This is a genomic window from Sphingomonas sp. PAMC 26621, assembly GCF_000251145.1.
Classification (GTDB): domain Bacteria; phylum Pseudomonadota; class Alphaproteobacteria; order Sphingomonadales; family Sphingomonadaceae; genus Sphingomonas.
On sequence record NZ_AIDW01000003.1, the window covers coordinates 67,184 to 81,178 of the forward strand.

At 66.6% G+C, this 13,995-nt stretch carries 16 protein-coding genes and 1 pseudogene; 11 read left to right on the plus strand and 6 right to left on the minus strand.

Translation table 11 applies throughout. The features are described 5' to 3' along the window. Positions 1-28 precede the first annotated feature (28 nt). From RI03_RS00340 to RI03_RS00350, 3 genes are all read right to left on the minus strand, one after another. Entirely contained in the window at positions 29-904 is an 876-nt protein-coding gene (locus RI03_RS00340; RefSeq protein ID WP_010214419.1) for a MipA/OmpV family protein, read from the minus strand. A gap of 74 nt (positions 905-978) precedes the next feature. Beyond that, the gene (locus RI03_RS00345; RefSeq protein WP_010161621.1) at positions 979-1,383 is read right to left on the minus strand and encodes a DUF2141 domain-containing protein; all 405 of its coding nucleotides are present in this window, start codon (positions 1,381-1,383) and stop codon (positions 979-981) included. Then, on the minus strand, positions 1,340-2,143 hold the full coding sequence (locus RI03_RS00350) for a sterol desaturase family protein (protein WP_010214421.1): 804 nt from the start codon (positions 2,141-2,143) through the stop codon (positions 1,340-1,342). The genes RI03_RS00345 and RI03_RS00350 overlap by 44 nt, the downstream gene beginning before the upstream one ends. Before the next feature lie 155 nt (positions 2,144-2,298). Here RI03_RS00350 and RI03_RS25220 point away from each other — a divergent pair. The 5 genes and pseudogenes from RI03_RS25220 to RI03_RS00370 form a co-directional block, all read left to right on the plus strand. Further along, a pseudogene (locus RI03_RS25220) lies at positions 2,299-2,805 on the plus strand (lycopene cyclase family protein); the annotation flags it as partial. A 61-nt stretch (positions 2,806-2,866) separates the two neighbouring features. After that, a complete protein-coding gene (gene crtY / locus RI03_RS25225; protein WP_010214422.1) occupies positions 2,867-3,481 on the plus strand; it encodes a lycopene beta-cyclase CrtY in 615 nt (204 codons plus the stop codon). Beyond that, the gene (locus RI03_RS00360; RefSeq protein WP_010161618.1) at positions 3,478-4,962 is read left to right on the plus strand and encodes a phytoene desaturase; all 1,485 of its coding nucleotides are present in this window, start codon (positions 3,478-3,480) and stop codon (positions 4,960-4,962) included. Before crtY ends, RI03_RS00360 begins: the two co-directional genes overlap by 4 nt. Positions 4,963-5,079: 117 nt before the next feature. Continuing rightward, positions 5,080-5,661, plus strand: a complete 582-nt coding sequence (locus tag RI03_RS00365; protein ID WP_010214424.1) for a TIGR00730 family Rossman fold protein — start codon at positions 5,080-5,082, stop codon at positions 5,659-5,661. Further along, positions 5,658-6,602, plus strand: a complete 945-nt coding sequence (locus tag RI03_RS00370; protein WP_010214426.1) for a phytoene/squalene synthase family protein — start codon at positions 5,658-5,660, stop codon at positions 6,600-6,602. Before RI03_RS00365 ends, RI03_RS00370 begins: the two co-directional genes overlap by 4 nt. A 148-nt stretch (positions 6,603-6,750) precedes the next feature. Here RI03_RS00370 and RI03_RS00375 read toward each other — a convergent pair whose 3' ends face one another. Beyond that, on the minus strand, positions 6,751-6,981 hold the full coding sequence (locus RI03_RS00375) for a hypothetical protein (RefSeq protein ID WP_010214429.1): 231 nt from the start codon (positions 6,979-6,981) through the stop codon (positions 6,751-6,753). A gap of 94 nt (positions 6,982-7,075) precedes the next feature. Between RI03_RS00375 and RI03_RS00380 the strand changes: the two genes are divergently transcribed. Further along, complete coding sequence (locus RI03_RS00380) at positions 7,076-8,905, plus strand: ABCB family ABC transporter ATP-binding protein/permease (protein WP_026046332.1); 1,830 nt, start codon at positions 7,076-7,078, stop codon at positions 8,903-8,905. 54 nt (positions 8,906-8,959) lie between these two features. Here the strand turns inward: RI03_RS00380 and RI03_RS00385 are convergent, their stop codons facing one another. Next, a complete protein-coding gene (locus tag RI03_RS00385; protein WP_010214432.1) occupies positions 8,960-9,229 on the minus strand; it encodes a GNAT family N-acetyltransferase in 270 nt (89 codons plus the stop codon). A 128-nt stretch (positions 9,230-9,357) separates the two neighbouring features. Here RI03_RS00385 and RI03_RS00390 point away from each other — a divergent pair, with 128 nt between their 5' ends. Genes RI03_RS00390 through recQ form a run of 3 tightly spaced genes read left to right on the plus strand, consistent with a single transcriptional unit; the run spans position 9,358 to position 11,682 of the window. Continuing rightward, positions 9,358-9,591, plus strand: coding sequence for an antitoxin MazE-like protein (locus RI03_RS00390; RefSeq protein ID WP_157136862.1), 234 nt, complete (start codon positions 9,358-9,360; stop codon positions 9,589-9,591). Next, positions 9,588-9,923 carry a type II toxin-antitoxin system PemK/MazF family toxin gene (locus tag RI03_RS00395; RefSeq protein ID WP_010214434.1) on the plus strand — a complete coding sequence of 112 codons (336 nt, stop codon included), beginning with the start codon at positions 9,588-9,590 and terminating at the stop codon, positions 9,921-9,923. The genes RI03_RS00390 and RI03_RS00395 overlap by 4 nt, the downstream gene beginning before the upstream one ends. Beyond that, positions 9,916-11,682: a DNA helicase RecQ gene (recQ, locus tag RI03_RS00400; RefSeq protein WP_010214435.1), complete on the plus strand. Its 1,767-nt coding sequence runs from the start codon at positions 9,916-9,918 to the stop codon at positions 11,680-11,682. The genes RI03_RS00395 and recQ overlap by 8 nt, the downstream gene beginning before the upstream one ends. A gap of 169 nt (positions 11,683-11,851) precedes the next feature. Here the strand turns inward: recQ and RI03_RS00405 are convergent, their stop codons facing one another. Then, positions 11,852-12,958: a mechanosensitive ion channel family protein gene (locus RI03_RS00405; RefSeq protein WP_010214436.1), complete on the minus strand. Its 1,107-nt coding sequence runs from the start codon at positions 12,956-12,958 to the stop codon at positions 11,852-11,854. Positions 12,959-13,086: 128 nt separating this feature from the next. Between RI03_RS00405 and RI03_RS00410 the strand changes: the two genes are divergently transcribed. After that, on the plus strand, positions 13,087-13,521 hold the full coding sequence (locus RI03_RS00410) for a TIGR01244 family sulfur transferase (protein ID WP_010214437.1): 435 nt from the start codon (positions 13,087-13,089) through the stop codon (positions 13,519-13,521). A 10-nt stretch (positions 13,522-13,531) separates the two neighbouring features. Continuing rightward, the gene (locus RI03_RS00415; protein WP_010161607.1) at positions 13,532-13,921 is read left to right on the plus strand and encodes a hypothetical protein; all 390 of its coding nucleotides are present in this window, start codon (positions 13,532-13,534) and stop codon (positions 13,919-13,921) included. Positions 13,922-13,995 lie beyond the last annotated feature (74 nt).

The window sequence follows — 13,995 nt, forward strand, 5'->3', positions numbered from 1 at the left end:
AGGTTTGCCCCAATACGGGTACGCTACATCAGAAGGTGTAAGCGACGCCGGCTGCACCGACCCACTGGTTGCGCGAACCCGCGATGCTCACGATCGGGCTGTCGCCGAAATTGCCGAGCATGCGCGAATAGGTGCCGCCCGCGACGAGCTTGAACCCGTGCAGCAGATCCCCGGTCAGCGAATAGGTCGCCAGACCACCGACCGAATAGTTCTTCCAGCCCTTGCCGACGCTATACTGCGGCAGGCCGCTGGCGAGGCTCTGGGCCGGCGTGATCGAGAAATAGGTCTGGCCGTAGCCGCTCTCGACACGCTGCGCGGTGCCGAACACGGCGATTGCCGCCTTGCGGCTGAGCGGGGTCAGATAGTTGATCGACGGCTGGAGGATGCTCGACCGGTGTGCGCCGTTGACGTCATGGCGCAGGCTGACCGAGACCGAGAGCTTGTCGTACGGGCTGGTGATGACGCCGGTCTTGCCCAGGCCGACATAACCGCCAAGCTCGATCGCGGTGCCGATCTTGCCGAGCGCGCGGACGCGCAGGTCGTCGATGTTCTTCGGGCTCTGGCGATCGAAATTGACCACGCCGATCGGGCCGAACTGGATGTCCCAGCGCTGACCCGGGTTGTTGCGCGCAAGATCCAGGCTCGCGCGGTTGCCGATGACGTTGAAGTTGAAGCCCTTGATCGATCCGATCACGACGGGTGCGGGAACGACGCGGTAATCGTTCGAACCGTCATAGTCCGGCAGATAGGCAGCACCGACGCCGACGGTGACGGTGTCCTTGTCGAAATCGGCCGCGATCTGGTTGTTGTCCGCCGGGACCGGCGCGGCGTCCTGCGCGAAGGCGGGGGCGGCGGCACCGAGCAACAAGACAGTGGCGGCGGCAAAGAGAGGGCGATAGGTCACGGGCAGCTCCAGCGGAAACAGATGATGTCGGGCGCGTAACGCGATGTCACCATTTTGGCTCCCATCTTCCGTGGTCAGAGCAAGTATCGCATCCGAACCTGTTGCCGATCTGCATCACTTTGCAGGGTGAACCGCGCCGCCGCAAAGCGTGGCGGGCCGAACCTTACGGTGGGATTACGAGAGAAACCAAAGCCTTCGCGTGGAATTCCGGCGAAGGTGTCGAGTTTGTGGTTGTTATTCTCGTCATGGATCACCGCAACAGCATATGTCCCGTGCGGGAGGCCGCCGAAACGGATGCTGGTCGTGGTTGCGGGGATCGAGCGCGTGGTCGCATTCGCATCGTCGATACAGGCAGGAAAGTTGTCCGGATCGGCGGTCAGGCAGACACGGACCATGCCCTTGGTCGAGCGCAGGTTGGAGACGTCGACCGCAAGCTCAGCGGTTGGCACCGCCCCCGGCAGCGTTGCCAGCAACACCATGCCCGCCACGCTGACCGACGCCAGCCTTCGCATGGTCGCGCGCGAAATCGCCAACGCCTCGGTCGGTCCCGCACAGCCGGTCCCAGAATCGGAAGTAGAGGCCATAATTTCCTCGATACAGCTCGTGATGACGCTGATGGTGACTCGCGGTGATGAGCCAGTTGCCCAATGCCCCCCGCCACATGAACGCAGGAAAAATCTCCCACCCCATGTGATTGGTGACCCCCATAACCGTCATGATGCCAAGCACCAACCCGAGTGCGCCGGGATGGATCGGAATGATGAAGACGAGTAGCGGAATTATCACGGCCCCCGAGATCGCCTCGATCGGATGGAACGCCATCGCGGCCCATGCGGTGGGCGGGCGGCTCTGGTGATGGACCGCATGCGCGAGCTTGAACGCGCGCGGTTCATGCATCCAGCGGTGGGTCCAGTAGAACCACGTGTCGTGCGCGACCAGATACAGCACCACCGATACCGGCAGATACCATAAGGAAAACGCGTGGACGTCGGAATAGATCTCCGTCCAGCCGCGATTCTTCCAGCCCCAGGCGATGACCCCAGCGGGCACGCCATAGATTGCTGCGGACGCGACGCTCCACGAGATCTCTCGGCGGATCTGTGCGGACAGGCCGCGATACAGGCCGGGGTAACGCGCCTGCGTTGCCGCAGCAAACGCGCCCGACACGACGAGATAGCGGACCGCGACGATCACCGACATGACGAGCGCGGAGGCAAAGATGGCGAGGGCGACGGTCATTCCCCCAGTCTGTAGAGCGTTATGCGCGCAAACGCCACGACGCGGTGACGCCCCGCGCACCCATGCAGGCCCCTCCCGGTGCAGAACGCCCTTTTTGCGCGGCGAGTCCGCGCCGGACGGTTGCATGGCGGGCGCATTCGGCTATCGCCGTGGCGATGCCAACACCCCTATCCTGCGACCTGGCGATCGTCGGCGGCGGCCTGGCGGGCGGCCTCATCGCGCTCGCGCTCGCAAAGCGCCGTCCCGGGCTCGACATCCGACTGATCGATGCGGGCGACACGATCGGTGGCAACCATCTGTGGTCGTTCTTCGTCAGCGACATCGCCGAGGCGGACCGCTGGATCCTCGCGCCGCTGATCAGTTATGGCTGGACGCGGTATGACATCGCGTTTCCGGCCCACCGCCGGACGCTCGAAAGTATCTATTATTCGATCGAATCGGAGCGGCTCGACACCGTCGTGCGCGCCGCGCTTCCCGCGAAGGCGGTAATGACCGGCCACAAGGTGGTCGAGCTGACGCCGACCTCGGTAGTGCTCGCGGACGGGACACAGATCGCGGCCGATGGCGTCATCGATGCACGCGGGCCGGGCAATCTGTCGCGGCTCGATCTCGGCTGGCAGAAGTTCCTCGGGCGCGAGCTCAGCCTTGCCGATCCGCATGACGATCCGCGCCCGATGGTGATGGACGCGACCGTGTCGCAGATCGACGGCTATCGCTTGTCTATTGCCTGCCCTTCGCCGCCACCCGGATGTCGTCGAGGACACCTATTACAGCGATACCCCGACGCTCGACCATGCGGCGATCGGCGAGCGAATCGACGCCTATGTCGCCGCGCGCGGCTGGCAGGTCGAGCGCGTGCTGCGCGAGGAAAGCGGTGTTCTGCCGGTCGCGATGGGGGGCGATTTCGAAGGCTATTGGGGATCGAGCGGGCTCGGCATCGCAAAGGCGGGGATGCGCGCGGGGCTGTTCCACCCGACCACCGGCTATTCGCTCCCCGATGCGGTCCGCACCGCCGCGCTGATCGTCCGCGCGACCGATCTGTCGGGGCCTGCGCTCCACACACTCACCCACGGTTTTGCCAGAACGACGTGGCAGGACCGCGGTTTCTATCGCATGCTCGACAAGATGCTGTTCCGCGCCGCCGACCCCGAGGAACGCTACCGCGTGCTCGAACGCTTCTACCGGCTCGATCCGCAACTGGTGCGGCGCTTCTATGCAGGACGATCGACGATAATGGACAAGGCCCGGATCCTCACCGGCAAGCCGCCGGTGCCGGTCGGCCGCGCGCTCCGCGCGATCGGGTTGCTGCCCACTTCCCGGGTGGAGCAGACGTCATGACGGCGCGGACCGCGATCGTCATCGGTGCCGGGTTCGGCGGGCTCGCGCTCGCGATCCGGCTGCAGTCCGCGGGGGTCGAGACGACCATCGTAGAGGCGCGCGACAAGGCCGGTGGGCGGGCATACGTCTGGGAGAAGGACGGCTTCACCTTCGACGCGGGGCCGACCGTCATCACTGATCCGCCTTGCCTGCAGGAGCTGTGGGCGCTGACCGGGCGCGACATGGCAGAGGACGTCACGCTCGCGCCGGTGACCCCCTTCTACCGGCTCAACTGGCCCGATGGCGTCAGTTTCGATTATTCGAACGACGAACCGTCGCTCAATGCCGAGATCGCCAAGCTCAACCCCGAAGACGTCGCGGGCTACGCCAAGTTCCTCGACTATGCCGCGGGCGTGTACGAGGAAGGCTATCGCAAACTCGGTCATGTCGCGTTCCTCGACTTCGCGTCGATGATCAAGGCCGCCCCCGCGCTCGCCAAATACCAGGCATGGCGGTCGGTCTATTCGATCGTATCAAGTTACGTGAAGGACGAGCATCTTCGCCAGGCGCTGTCGTTCCACACGCTGCTGGTCGGCGGCAACCCGATGAACACCAGCGCGATCTACGCGCTGATCCACAAGCTCGAGAAGGACGGCGGCGTCTGGTTCGCAATGGGCGGGACCAACCAGTTGATCGCCGGGATGGTCCGCCATTTCGAGCGGCTGGGCGGCGTGCTGCGGCTGAACGACCCCGCGGTCGACATCGCGACGATGGGCGACCGCGCCACCGGCGTCACCACCGCGAGCGGCTGGCATGCCGATGCGGACATGGTCGCGTGCAACAGCGACGTGATGCACAGCTACCGCGACCTGCTCAAATCGTCGCGCAGCGCGCAGCGGACCAAGAACGGGCTCGCACGCAAGAAATACTCGCCGTCGCTGTTCGTCGTGCATTTCGGGATCAAGGGCACGTGGCCGGGCATCCCGCACCACATGATCCTGTTCGGGCCGCGCTATCAGGGGCTGCTCGCCGACATTTACGATCATGGCGTGCTGCCCGAGGATTTCTCGCTCTACCTCCACCATCCGACCGTCACCGACCCGTCGCTCGCGCCGGAGGGGCATTCGACTTTCTATGTGCTGGCCCCGGTGCCGCACCTCGGCAAGTTCCCGGTCGACTGGAAGGAGATCGGCCCGATCCTCGAGAAGCGCATCCTCGACGAAGTCGGGCGGCGGTTGATCCCGGATATCCACGAGCGGATCGTGACCAAGTTCCATTACGCGCCGAACGACTTCGCGGCAGACCTGAACGCGCATTTGGGGAGCGCCTTCTCGCTCGAGCCGTTGCTGACGCAAAGCGCATGGTTCCGCGTCCACAATCGCGACGACCATATTCCGAACCTGTATTTCGTGGGGGCCGGCACGCATCCGGGTGCGGGGATTCCCGGCGTGGTGGGCAGTGCCAAGGCCACCGCCGCGTTGATGCTGGAGAGTGAACGATGACGATGTTTAAAAAGCCCTCCCCTTTAGGGGAGGGGTTGGGGTGGGGCAGTACAGCACGCCCACCTCTCTACGAGACACAGCCCCACCCCCGACCCCTCCCCTGAAGGGGAGGGGCAAATGAAGCGGCTTGCTGTTTACTGCGGGTCGGCCTCCCCCAGCGATCCCGTCTTCATCGAATCCGCCCGCCAGGTCGGTCGCACGCTGGCCGAACGCGGCATCGGCGTCGTCTACGGCGGCGGGCGTCTCGGGCTGATGGGCGCAGTCGCCGACGCCGCACTCGAAGCGGGCGGCGAAGTGATCGGCATCATCCCCGAAGCGCTCGTAAACGCCGAGGTCGCGCACCGTGGCCTCACCGATCTGCAGGTCGTCGCCACGATGCACCAGCGCAAGCAGGCGTTCACCGACCTGTCAGACGGGTTCGTCAACCTGCCCGGCGGCACCGGCACGATGGACGAACTGTGGGAAGCGCTGAGCTGGGCGCAGATCGGGTATCACGCCAAGCCGGTCGGGCTGCTCAACGTCGCGGGCTATTATGATGATCTCGTCGCTTTCTATCGCAAGATGGGCGCGGTCGGATTCCTTCATCCGCAGCATCAGGGGATCCTGCTGATCGACACCGCGCTCGACGGATTGCTTGCGCAGATGGCGGCGCACGAGCCGGTCGAGACGATCACCAAGATGCGCGCCAGCGACCTGTGAGCGACCAGCCTTCGCGTGACGTCATCGTGGCCTCCGCGCAGGAGTCGATCGCGCGGGGTTCCAAGAGTTTCGCGGCGGCGAGCAAGCTGTTCGCCCCCAAGGTGCGCGAGCGTGCGTGGCTGCTCTACGCGTGGTGCCGCGCATGCGACGACATCGCGGACGGGCAGGATCACGGCCACGGCATGACCGGCGTCACGGACGGGCCCGCCCGACTGGCGGCGATGTCCGCCAAGACCGAGGCGGCGCTCGCGGGCGTATCGGTCGGCGAACCCGCGTTCGACGCGCTCCGGCTGTTTGCCGCCGAGACCGCCCTGCCGCCCGCGCTCCCGCGCGACCTGATCGCGGGTTTTGCGCTCGATGCGGAAGGCTGGCGGCCGCAGACCGAGCAGGATCTGTACCGCTATTGCTATCATGTTGCGGGCGTGGTCGGCAGCATGATGGCGATCGCGATGGGGGTGTCGCCCGACGACGCTGCCACGCTCGACCGCGCGTGCGACCTCGGCCTCGCCTTCCAGCTCGCCAACATCGCGCGCGACGTGGCCGAGGATGCGCGCGCCGGGCGCTGTTACCTGCCGCAGGACTGGCTCGACGAATTCGGCATCCCGGCGGATGCCATGCTCGCGCCCGAGTATCGCGACCGGCTCGGGTTGCTCGGCGAGCGGCTGGGGTTGCTGGCGGCGCGCTACGAGGAAAGCGCGCGGTTCGGGACGCCAGCGCTGGCGTTCCGTTCGGCCTGGGCGGTGCTGGCGGCGGCGGGAATCTACGGTGCGATCGGGCGCAAGGTTGCCGCGCTAGGGCCGCGTGCCTGGGATGTTCGTGTCGGGACGTCGGGGTCGGCGAAGCTCGGGTTCATGCGGCGCGCGTTTGGGGAAGCGAGGCGGCGCAGGGCGCTGTATCCGCCGTCGGTTCGAGATGCCGCGCTGTGGACCCGACCGCGCTAGGCTTTTTCAAGGAGTTTTCTCCTTCTTCCCCGGCGTAGGCCGGGGTCCAGTAGCGCGCGTCTAATCATTGAGGACTGCCCGCGTTAACCTCTGCTTCCGCTACTGGGCCCCGACCTACGCCGGGGATGCGCAGAACGGGATAACGCTGTTACCCATGTTGCGCCCGCGCCTTGGTCGAAGCCATCGGCATCCCGGTCGCCCGACACGAAGCGCTCACCACAGGAAAATCGATATCCGAGTTTCGCGCTAATGCCGCGGGCATGGCAGCCTGGCACTGTGCGATCGAGCGGTACTGAACCTGTTCGACGCGCGCCTGCTGGCAACCCATGCTGCCATCGCCGCACCCCATGATCGCCATGACGTAGAAAAGCGAGTCCATGATCGTCTCCGTTCGCCAATAAAACAGATGAGATGCACTGCTTGTTCCACCAGCCGCTTTTGATCCGGCTTGACTAGGACTACATGCGTTTCCGATGCCACCTGATCTTGCAACCACTTCGACTGCGCCCGAGCGCCCGATGCTCCCGACGCTGCGGCGCTTCCTGCCGTATCTCTGGCCCGCCGACGCGCCTGCGCTGCGGCTGCGGATCGTCGGCGCGATGCTGCTCGTCGTCGCGTCCAAGCTGGTGCAGGTCTATGGCGCGCCGTTCGCGCTGCAGGGCGCGATCGACGGGATGGCGGGCGGACCGCGAACCCCCTCGGTGGCGTCGCTGATCTTCCTGCTGGTGATCGGCTATGCCGCCGCGCGGTTCGGCTCGGTCGTGTTCGACAACCTCCGCAACGCGGTGTTCGAGCGCGTCGGGCAGGATGCGACGCGGCGTCTTGCCGCCGGCGTGTTCCGCCACCTCCACCAATTGTCGCTGCGCTTCCATCTCGAACGCCGCACCGGTGCGGTCACCAAGGTGGTCGAGCGCGGGACCAAGAGCATCGACACGATGCTCTATTTCCTGCTGTTCAACATCGCGCCAACGGTGCTCGAGCTCGCACTGGTGCTTGGGATCTTCTGGACCAAGTTCGGCTTCGGGCTGGTCGCGGGCACGCTGGTGATGGTGGCGGTGTACATCGTCTTCACCCGCTGGGTGACCGACTGGCGCGCCGCGCTGCGCACACGCATGAACGACCTCGACACCGGCGCGGTCAGTCACGCGGTGGATTCGCTGCTCAATTTCGAGACGGTCAAATATTTCGGCGCGGAGGAGCGCGAGGGGAAACGCTACGACGCGGCGATGGCGGCCTATGCCAGCGCCGCCGTCACCTCCGAGAATTCGCTCGCTTGGCTCAACATCGGGCAGGCGCTGATCACCAATTTGATGATGGCGGGCGGGATGGCGCTGGTCGTCTATGGCTGGAGCGAAGGCCGCTTCACCGCGGGTAACGTTGTGCTCGTCTCGACGCTGCTGGCGCAGCTGTTCCGTCCGCTCGACCTGCTCGGCATGGTGTATCGTACGATTCGCCAGGGGGTGATCGACATGGGCGCGATGTTCGACCTGATCGATACGCCGTCCGAAGTGGTCGACGTGCCCGGCGCCAAGCCGCTCAGCATCGAGCGCGGGCATGTCCGGTTCGAGGACGTGCGCTTCGGCTATGACGACGGGATGCCGATCCTCAAGGGGATCGACCTCGACATTCCGGCGGGCAAGACGCTCGCGGTGGTCGGGCCATCGGGGGCGGGCAAGTCGACGCTCGCGCGGCTGCTATACCGCTTCTACGATCTGACCGGCGGGCGGATCACGGTCGACGGACAGGACATCGCGCAGGTCACGCAGGCGAGCCTGCGCTCGTCGATCGGGATCGTCCCGCAGGACACGGTGCTGTTCAACGACACGATCGGCTACAACATCGCTTATGGCCGCGAAGGTGCGGGCAAGGCCGAGATCGAGAATGCAGCGCGCGGGGCGGCGATTGCAGGGTTCATCGAACGCCAGCCCGAGGGCTATGCCACCCGCGTCGGCGAACGCGGGCTGAAGCTGTCGGGCGGGGAGAAGCAGCGCGTCGCGATCGCGCGAACCCTGCTCAAGAATCCGCCGATCCTGATCCTCGACGAAGCGACCAGCGCGCTCGACAGCCGCACCGAAGGCGAGATCCTCGATACGCTGCAAGCGATCGAGCGCGGACGCACGACGATCGTGATCGCGCACCGGCTATCGACGGTGGTCCATGCCGACGAGATCGTCGTGCTCGAAGCGGGGCGCGTGGTCGAGCGCGGGAGCCATGCGGTGCTGCTCCGCAAGAACGGGCTCTATGCCGAGATGTGGAACCGCCAGGCACAGGAGCGCGCCGAGGAAACGCTCGCGGCGGAATAAGGGGCTGGGGCTGGGGAGCCCCCTCCCCTGTTCGTCTCAAGCCTCGTCGCCGCGTTACAGCAACGCGCGATACTCCGGGTGCTTCTCGATATACGCCGTCACGAACGGACATTGCGAAATCACCTTCAATCCCCGATCCCGCGCCGAATCGAGCGCGGCGCGGATCAGCTTCGACGCCACCCCCCGCCCCTCGATCGCGCGCGGCACGATCGTGTGCGTGAAGACGATCGTGCCGCCTTCCCGCTGATACGCCGCGACCGCGCGTTGCCCGCTGACGATCAGTTCGAATTCGGCCTCGGCCTTGTTGTCGGTAACGCGTTCCATAGCCACGCATGTGCTGCGCCGCCCAGCCTAGCGCAAGAACGTTTCGGGAAAACCTTGTTAGCCCACCCTGCGAGCGTTACATGTAACGACACTGTCCGAGGAGTGCCGCGATGGGCATGGAACGACCGATGACCAGCGCCGAACGCGTCGCCAAGCGGCGCGCGGCGCTCCGTGCGCAGGGGTTGCGGGCGCGGACACTGTGGCTGCCCGATCGCGCCAGCGCGGCGTTCCAGGCGAGCGTTGCCCAAGATACCGCCGTCATCAACGCCATGCAGAACGGGACCGATACGCTCGCCTTCATCGAGGCGGTCCAGCACTGGCCCGATGCGGACTATGACTGGGGTCCAGGCGGCGCACCGTGAACCGTGGTGACATCGTCACCGTTGCCGCCGGATCGGGTTTCGCGGGAAAGCCGCGCCCGGCGCTGATCGTCCAGGACACGGCGTATCTCGGGATTTCGACCGTGGTCCTCGCGCTGATCACCAGCGACGAGCGCGCAGGCCAGCTGTCGATCAGCGTCCCCGTCACCCCCAGCGTGGTGAACGGTCTGCGCGTGCAATCCTATGTCACCGTCCACGAACTCGTGACGGTTCGCCGCGAAAAGCTGGACAAGCACGTCGGCAAGCTCGAAGAGCCCCTGATGCGCCGTGTCGATCACGCCATCATCCTTTTTCTTGGCCTAGATCGTGGTTGACCCCCTCCCCATCCTGCAATCCACCTTCGGCTTCCCGGCGTTTCGCGGCGTCCAGGGGTCGGTGGTCGAGCGCGTCCTAACGGGCGAGAACACGCTTGCGGTGATGCCGACCGGCGCGGGCAAGTCGCTGTGCTACCAGCTCCCCGCGGTCGCGCTCAACGGCACCTGCGTCGTCGTCTCGCCGCTGATCGCGCTGATGCACGACCAGCTCCGCGCGGCGACCGCGATCGGGATCAGCGCGGCGACGCTGACCTCGGTCGATACCGACCAGATGGAAACGATCGCGCGCTTCCGCCGCGGCGACCTCGACCTGCTCTACGTCGCGCCCGAACGCGCCTCGAGCCAAAGCTTCCGCGATCTGTTGGGGCAAGCCCCGCTCGCGCTGTTCGCGATCGACGAGGCGCATTGCGTCTCCGAATGGGGGCATGATTTCCGGCCCGATTACCGCCTGCTGCGCCCGCTGCTCGATGCCTTCCCCGGCGTGCCTCGGCTCGCGCTCACCGCGACCGCGGACGCGCATACCCGCGCGGACATCCTCGACCAGCTCGGCATCCCGCACGACGGGATGATCGTCGCCGGCTTCGACCGGCCCAACATCCAGTATCGCATCAGCCCCAAGGACAATGCCACCCGCCAGATCGCCGACCTGATCGCGGAGACCCCCGGCGCTGGCATCGTCTATGTCCAGAGCCGCGCTGGCACCGAGAAGATGGCCGAGGCGCTCGCCAAGACCGGGCGCCCGACGCGCGCCTATCATGCCGGGCTCGACCCGTCGGTGCGCGCGCGCAACCAGGCCGATTTCGTCGCCTCCGAGGACATGGTGATGTGCGCGACGGTCGCGTTCGGGATGGGGATCGACAAGCCTGACGTCCGCTTCGTCGCCCATGCCGGCCTGCCCAAGTCGATCGAGGCCTATTATCAGGAAACCGGCCGCGCCGGACGTGACGGCGACCCCGCGGTCGCGCATCTCTTCTGGGGTGCCGAGGATTTTGCGCGCGCACGCCAGCGGATTGGCGAGGTCGAACCCGCGCGTCAGCCGGGCGAGCGGCAGCGGCTCGCGGCGCTCGGCGCCCTGGCTGAGACCGCGGGGTGCCGCCGCCGCATCCTGCTCAAGCATTTCGGCGACGACAGCCCCGAGAATTGCGGGAATTGCGACAATTGCATCTCCCCCCCCGCCAGCGTCGACGCGACGGAGGTGGCGAGGAAGTTCCTCTCCGCGGTCTTTCGCACGGGGCAGAGCTTTGGTGCGGGCTATATCGAACAGGTCCTGATGGGCCAGTCGAGCGAGCGCAGCCTGATGAACGGGCATGAGGCGCTCGGCGTGTTCGGGATCGCGTCGAGCCCGGAGGAAGCCGCGTTGATCAAGCCGGTCGGGCGCGCGTTGCTGCTGCGCGATGCACTCCGCGCGAACGATTTCGGCGGGCTCGAGTTCGGCCCCGGCGCGCGCGGGATCCTCAAGGAAAACGACCGCGTCGACCTGATCGTCCCGCCCAAGCGTACGCGCCGCACGCGCGGGGGTACGGGCGCTGCCGCGAACCCGAGCGGCGATCCGTTGTTCGAGGCGCTGCGCACCCGCCGCCGCGAACTCGCGCTCGAGGCGAGCGTGCCGCCTTACGTCATCTTCCACGATTCGGTGCTGCGCGAGATGGCGAACCTGCGCCCCGCGTCGCTGGCGGCGATGGGGCGGATCACCGGGGTCGGGGCACGCAAGCTGGAAGCGTATGGCGAAGCGTTCCTGGCGGTAGTGCGGCGGTTCTGAGGTCGCGACGGATCGTCCTCCCCCCCCCGGCCGTCATGCTGAACTCGTTTCAGCATCCACCGCGCAACGGTCCCGGTCCGCCATTGTGGCACGGTGGACCCTGAAACGAGTTCAGGGTGACGGAGGAATGGGGGGATGAGGTGCTTCGCAACGCCGAGGCAACCTAACCCTACCGGGGCACGCCCCCCGTCGGCGTCGCATCGTTCGCATGCGCGAACCCCTCCGCCACCAGCCGCCGCCGGACGATCGCCTCGGGCATCTCGGTCGCGATATAGCGCATCAGCCCCTCGCGAACGTCGCAGCGCAGGTCGAACGCGATCGACGCGTCCTGCGCGGTGGCAAGCACCCGCAACTGGATTGCATCGGGAGTCGCGTCAGTCACCTGCAGGTTCCAGAACCGCTTGTCCCAGCGCGGATTGTCCCGAACGATCAGCTCCGCCCGCGCGCGCAGCCGCGCAACGTCGGCGGCGGGATCGACATAGACGAACACCGACCCCAGCAACTGCGCGTTCGACCGCGTCCAGTTCTGGAAACTGTCCTCGAGAAACTTGCTTACCGGCACCACCAGCCGCCGGTCGTCCCAGATCCGCACCACGACATAGGTCAGCCGGATCTCCTCGATCCGCCCCCATTCGCCCTCGATGATGACGACGTCGTCGAGCCGGATCGGCTCGGTAAAGGCAAGCTGGATCCCCGCGATCAAATTCTTGAGCGCGGGCTGTGCCGCCGCGCCGACCGCAAGCCCCGCCAGACCCGCCGACGCCATCAGCGTCACACCAACCGTGCGGATCGCGGGGATGCTCAGCAACATCATGCACAAGGTGATGAAGACGACGCAGATCACCGCGATCCGCGTCAGGATCGTATAGCGGGTGCGCTTGCGCCGCGCCTTGAGGTTGTCCGCGACCGTGACGTCATAACGCAAATCGACCACGTCGTTGACCGCGCGGATCGTCGCGATCACCATCCAGCCGACCAGCGCGGGAACGACGAACCCCGCGATCTGCTGCCACAAGGCGGCCGTGTGCGGCTTCAGATCCACCCCGCGCGCCGCCATGCTCAGCGCCACCGCGAGGAAGATCCACCGCATCGGCGCGGCGATCCGCTCGACCACGACATTGTCCGCGCGGCTCGGCGTGCGATCGACGAACCGGCGCAGCGCGAGCATCGTGAGCCGGTACGCGACCAGCGCGAGAACGATCGCGATCACGAAGGTCACCCCCGCCTCGAGCCGCTTTTCCCACAATCGCGACAGTCCCAGGTCGATCATCGCCATCCTTCCGGCCGCCGATCGGGCCAAAGTGTCCGTGCGCCCCCAACACATCAGCGCAGCGCGACGTTCCGGCCCGGCGAGCGCACGACGGCAGGCCTTTCGCGGCGAGGCCCGCGCGGTATAAGGGCGGCATGACCATCCTCCGCACCATCGACCCGAGCATCGCCGTCGCCCCGCAGATCGATCCCGACGCGATCGCCGAGCTCAAGGCCGCAGGCTTCTCGCATATCGTCAACAACCGCCCCGACGGCGAGGATTTCGGCCAGCCGAGCGGCGAAGAGGTCGCCGCCGCCGCCGCCGCCGCCGGAATGCAGTATAGCGCGATTCCCGTGACGCACGCCGGTTTCTCGCACCCGCAGATCGACGCGATGGCGGCGGTGATCGCCGAGGCGGACGGCGCGGTGCTCGCCTATTGCCGCTCGGGCACACGCTCGTGCAACCTGTGGGCGCTCGCCGCGGTCAAGGCGGGGGCACACCCCGACACCGTGATGTCTAAGGCAGCGGCGGCGGGATACGATCTCACCGGCCTGCGCCCGTTGCTCGACGCGCTCTCCACCCCGCAGTGATTCCAAAGGAATGAGCTGGGACCTGCTCGGCTACAGCGTCGCGGGCCTCGTCGCGCTGGCGCTGGTCGCGCGCTGGCTGCGGCTCGACGAAAGCCGGATCGGCAGCCCCGCCAAGGCACGCGAGATGGCGGAGAACCAGCTCGCCGGGTTCGTCGCGCATGGTGCGGTGGTCGGGACCGACGGCCACGCCGCGCTGGTCGTGGGCAATGGCGCACTCGCGCTGCTCCGCCGCAACGGGACGAAGGTCGCAGTCCGTCGCCTGCTCCCCCCGGTTGCGCTGGCGCAGGACGTCGAGGGGGTGCGAATCGAGTCGGGTGAGCGCGCGCTCGGGAGCGTCCTGCTGTTCGGGATCACCGCGGACGAGGTCCGCGCGCTCGAGGCAACGCTGACCTACCCCTGATTCTGCACATATCCGCGCGCAACACCGCTGGCGGCGGCGCTGGGATCGTGCCAAGTTCTCCGCTCAAGGCACGT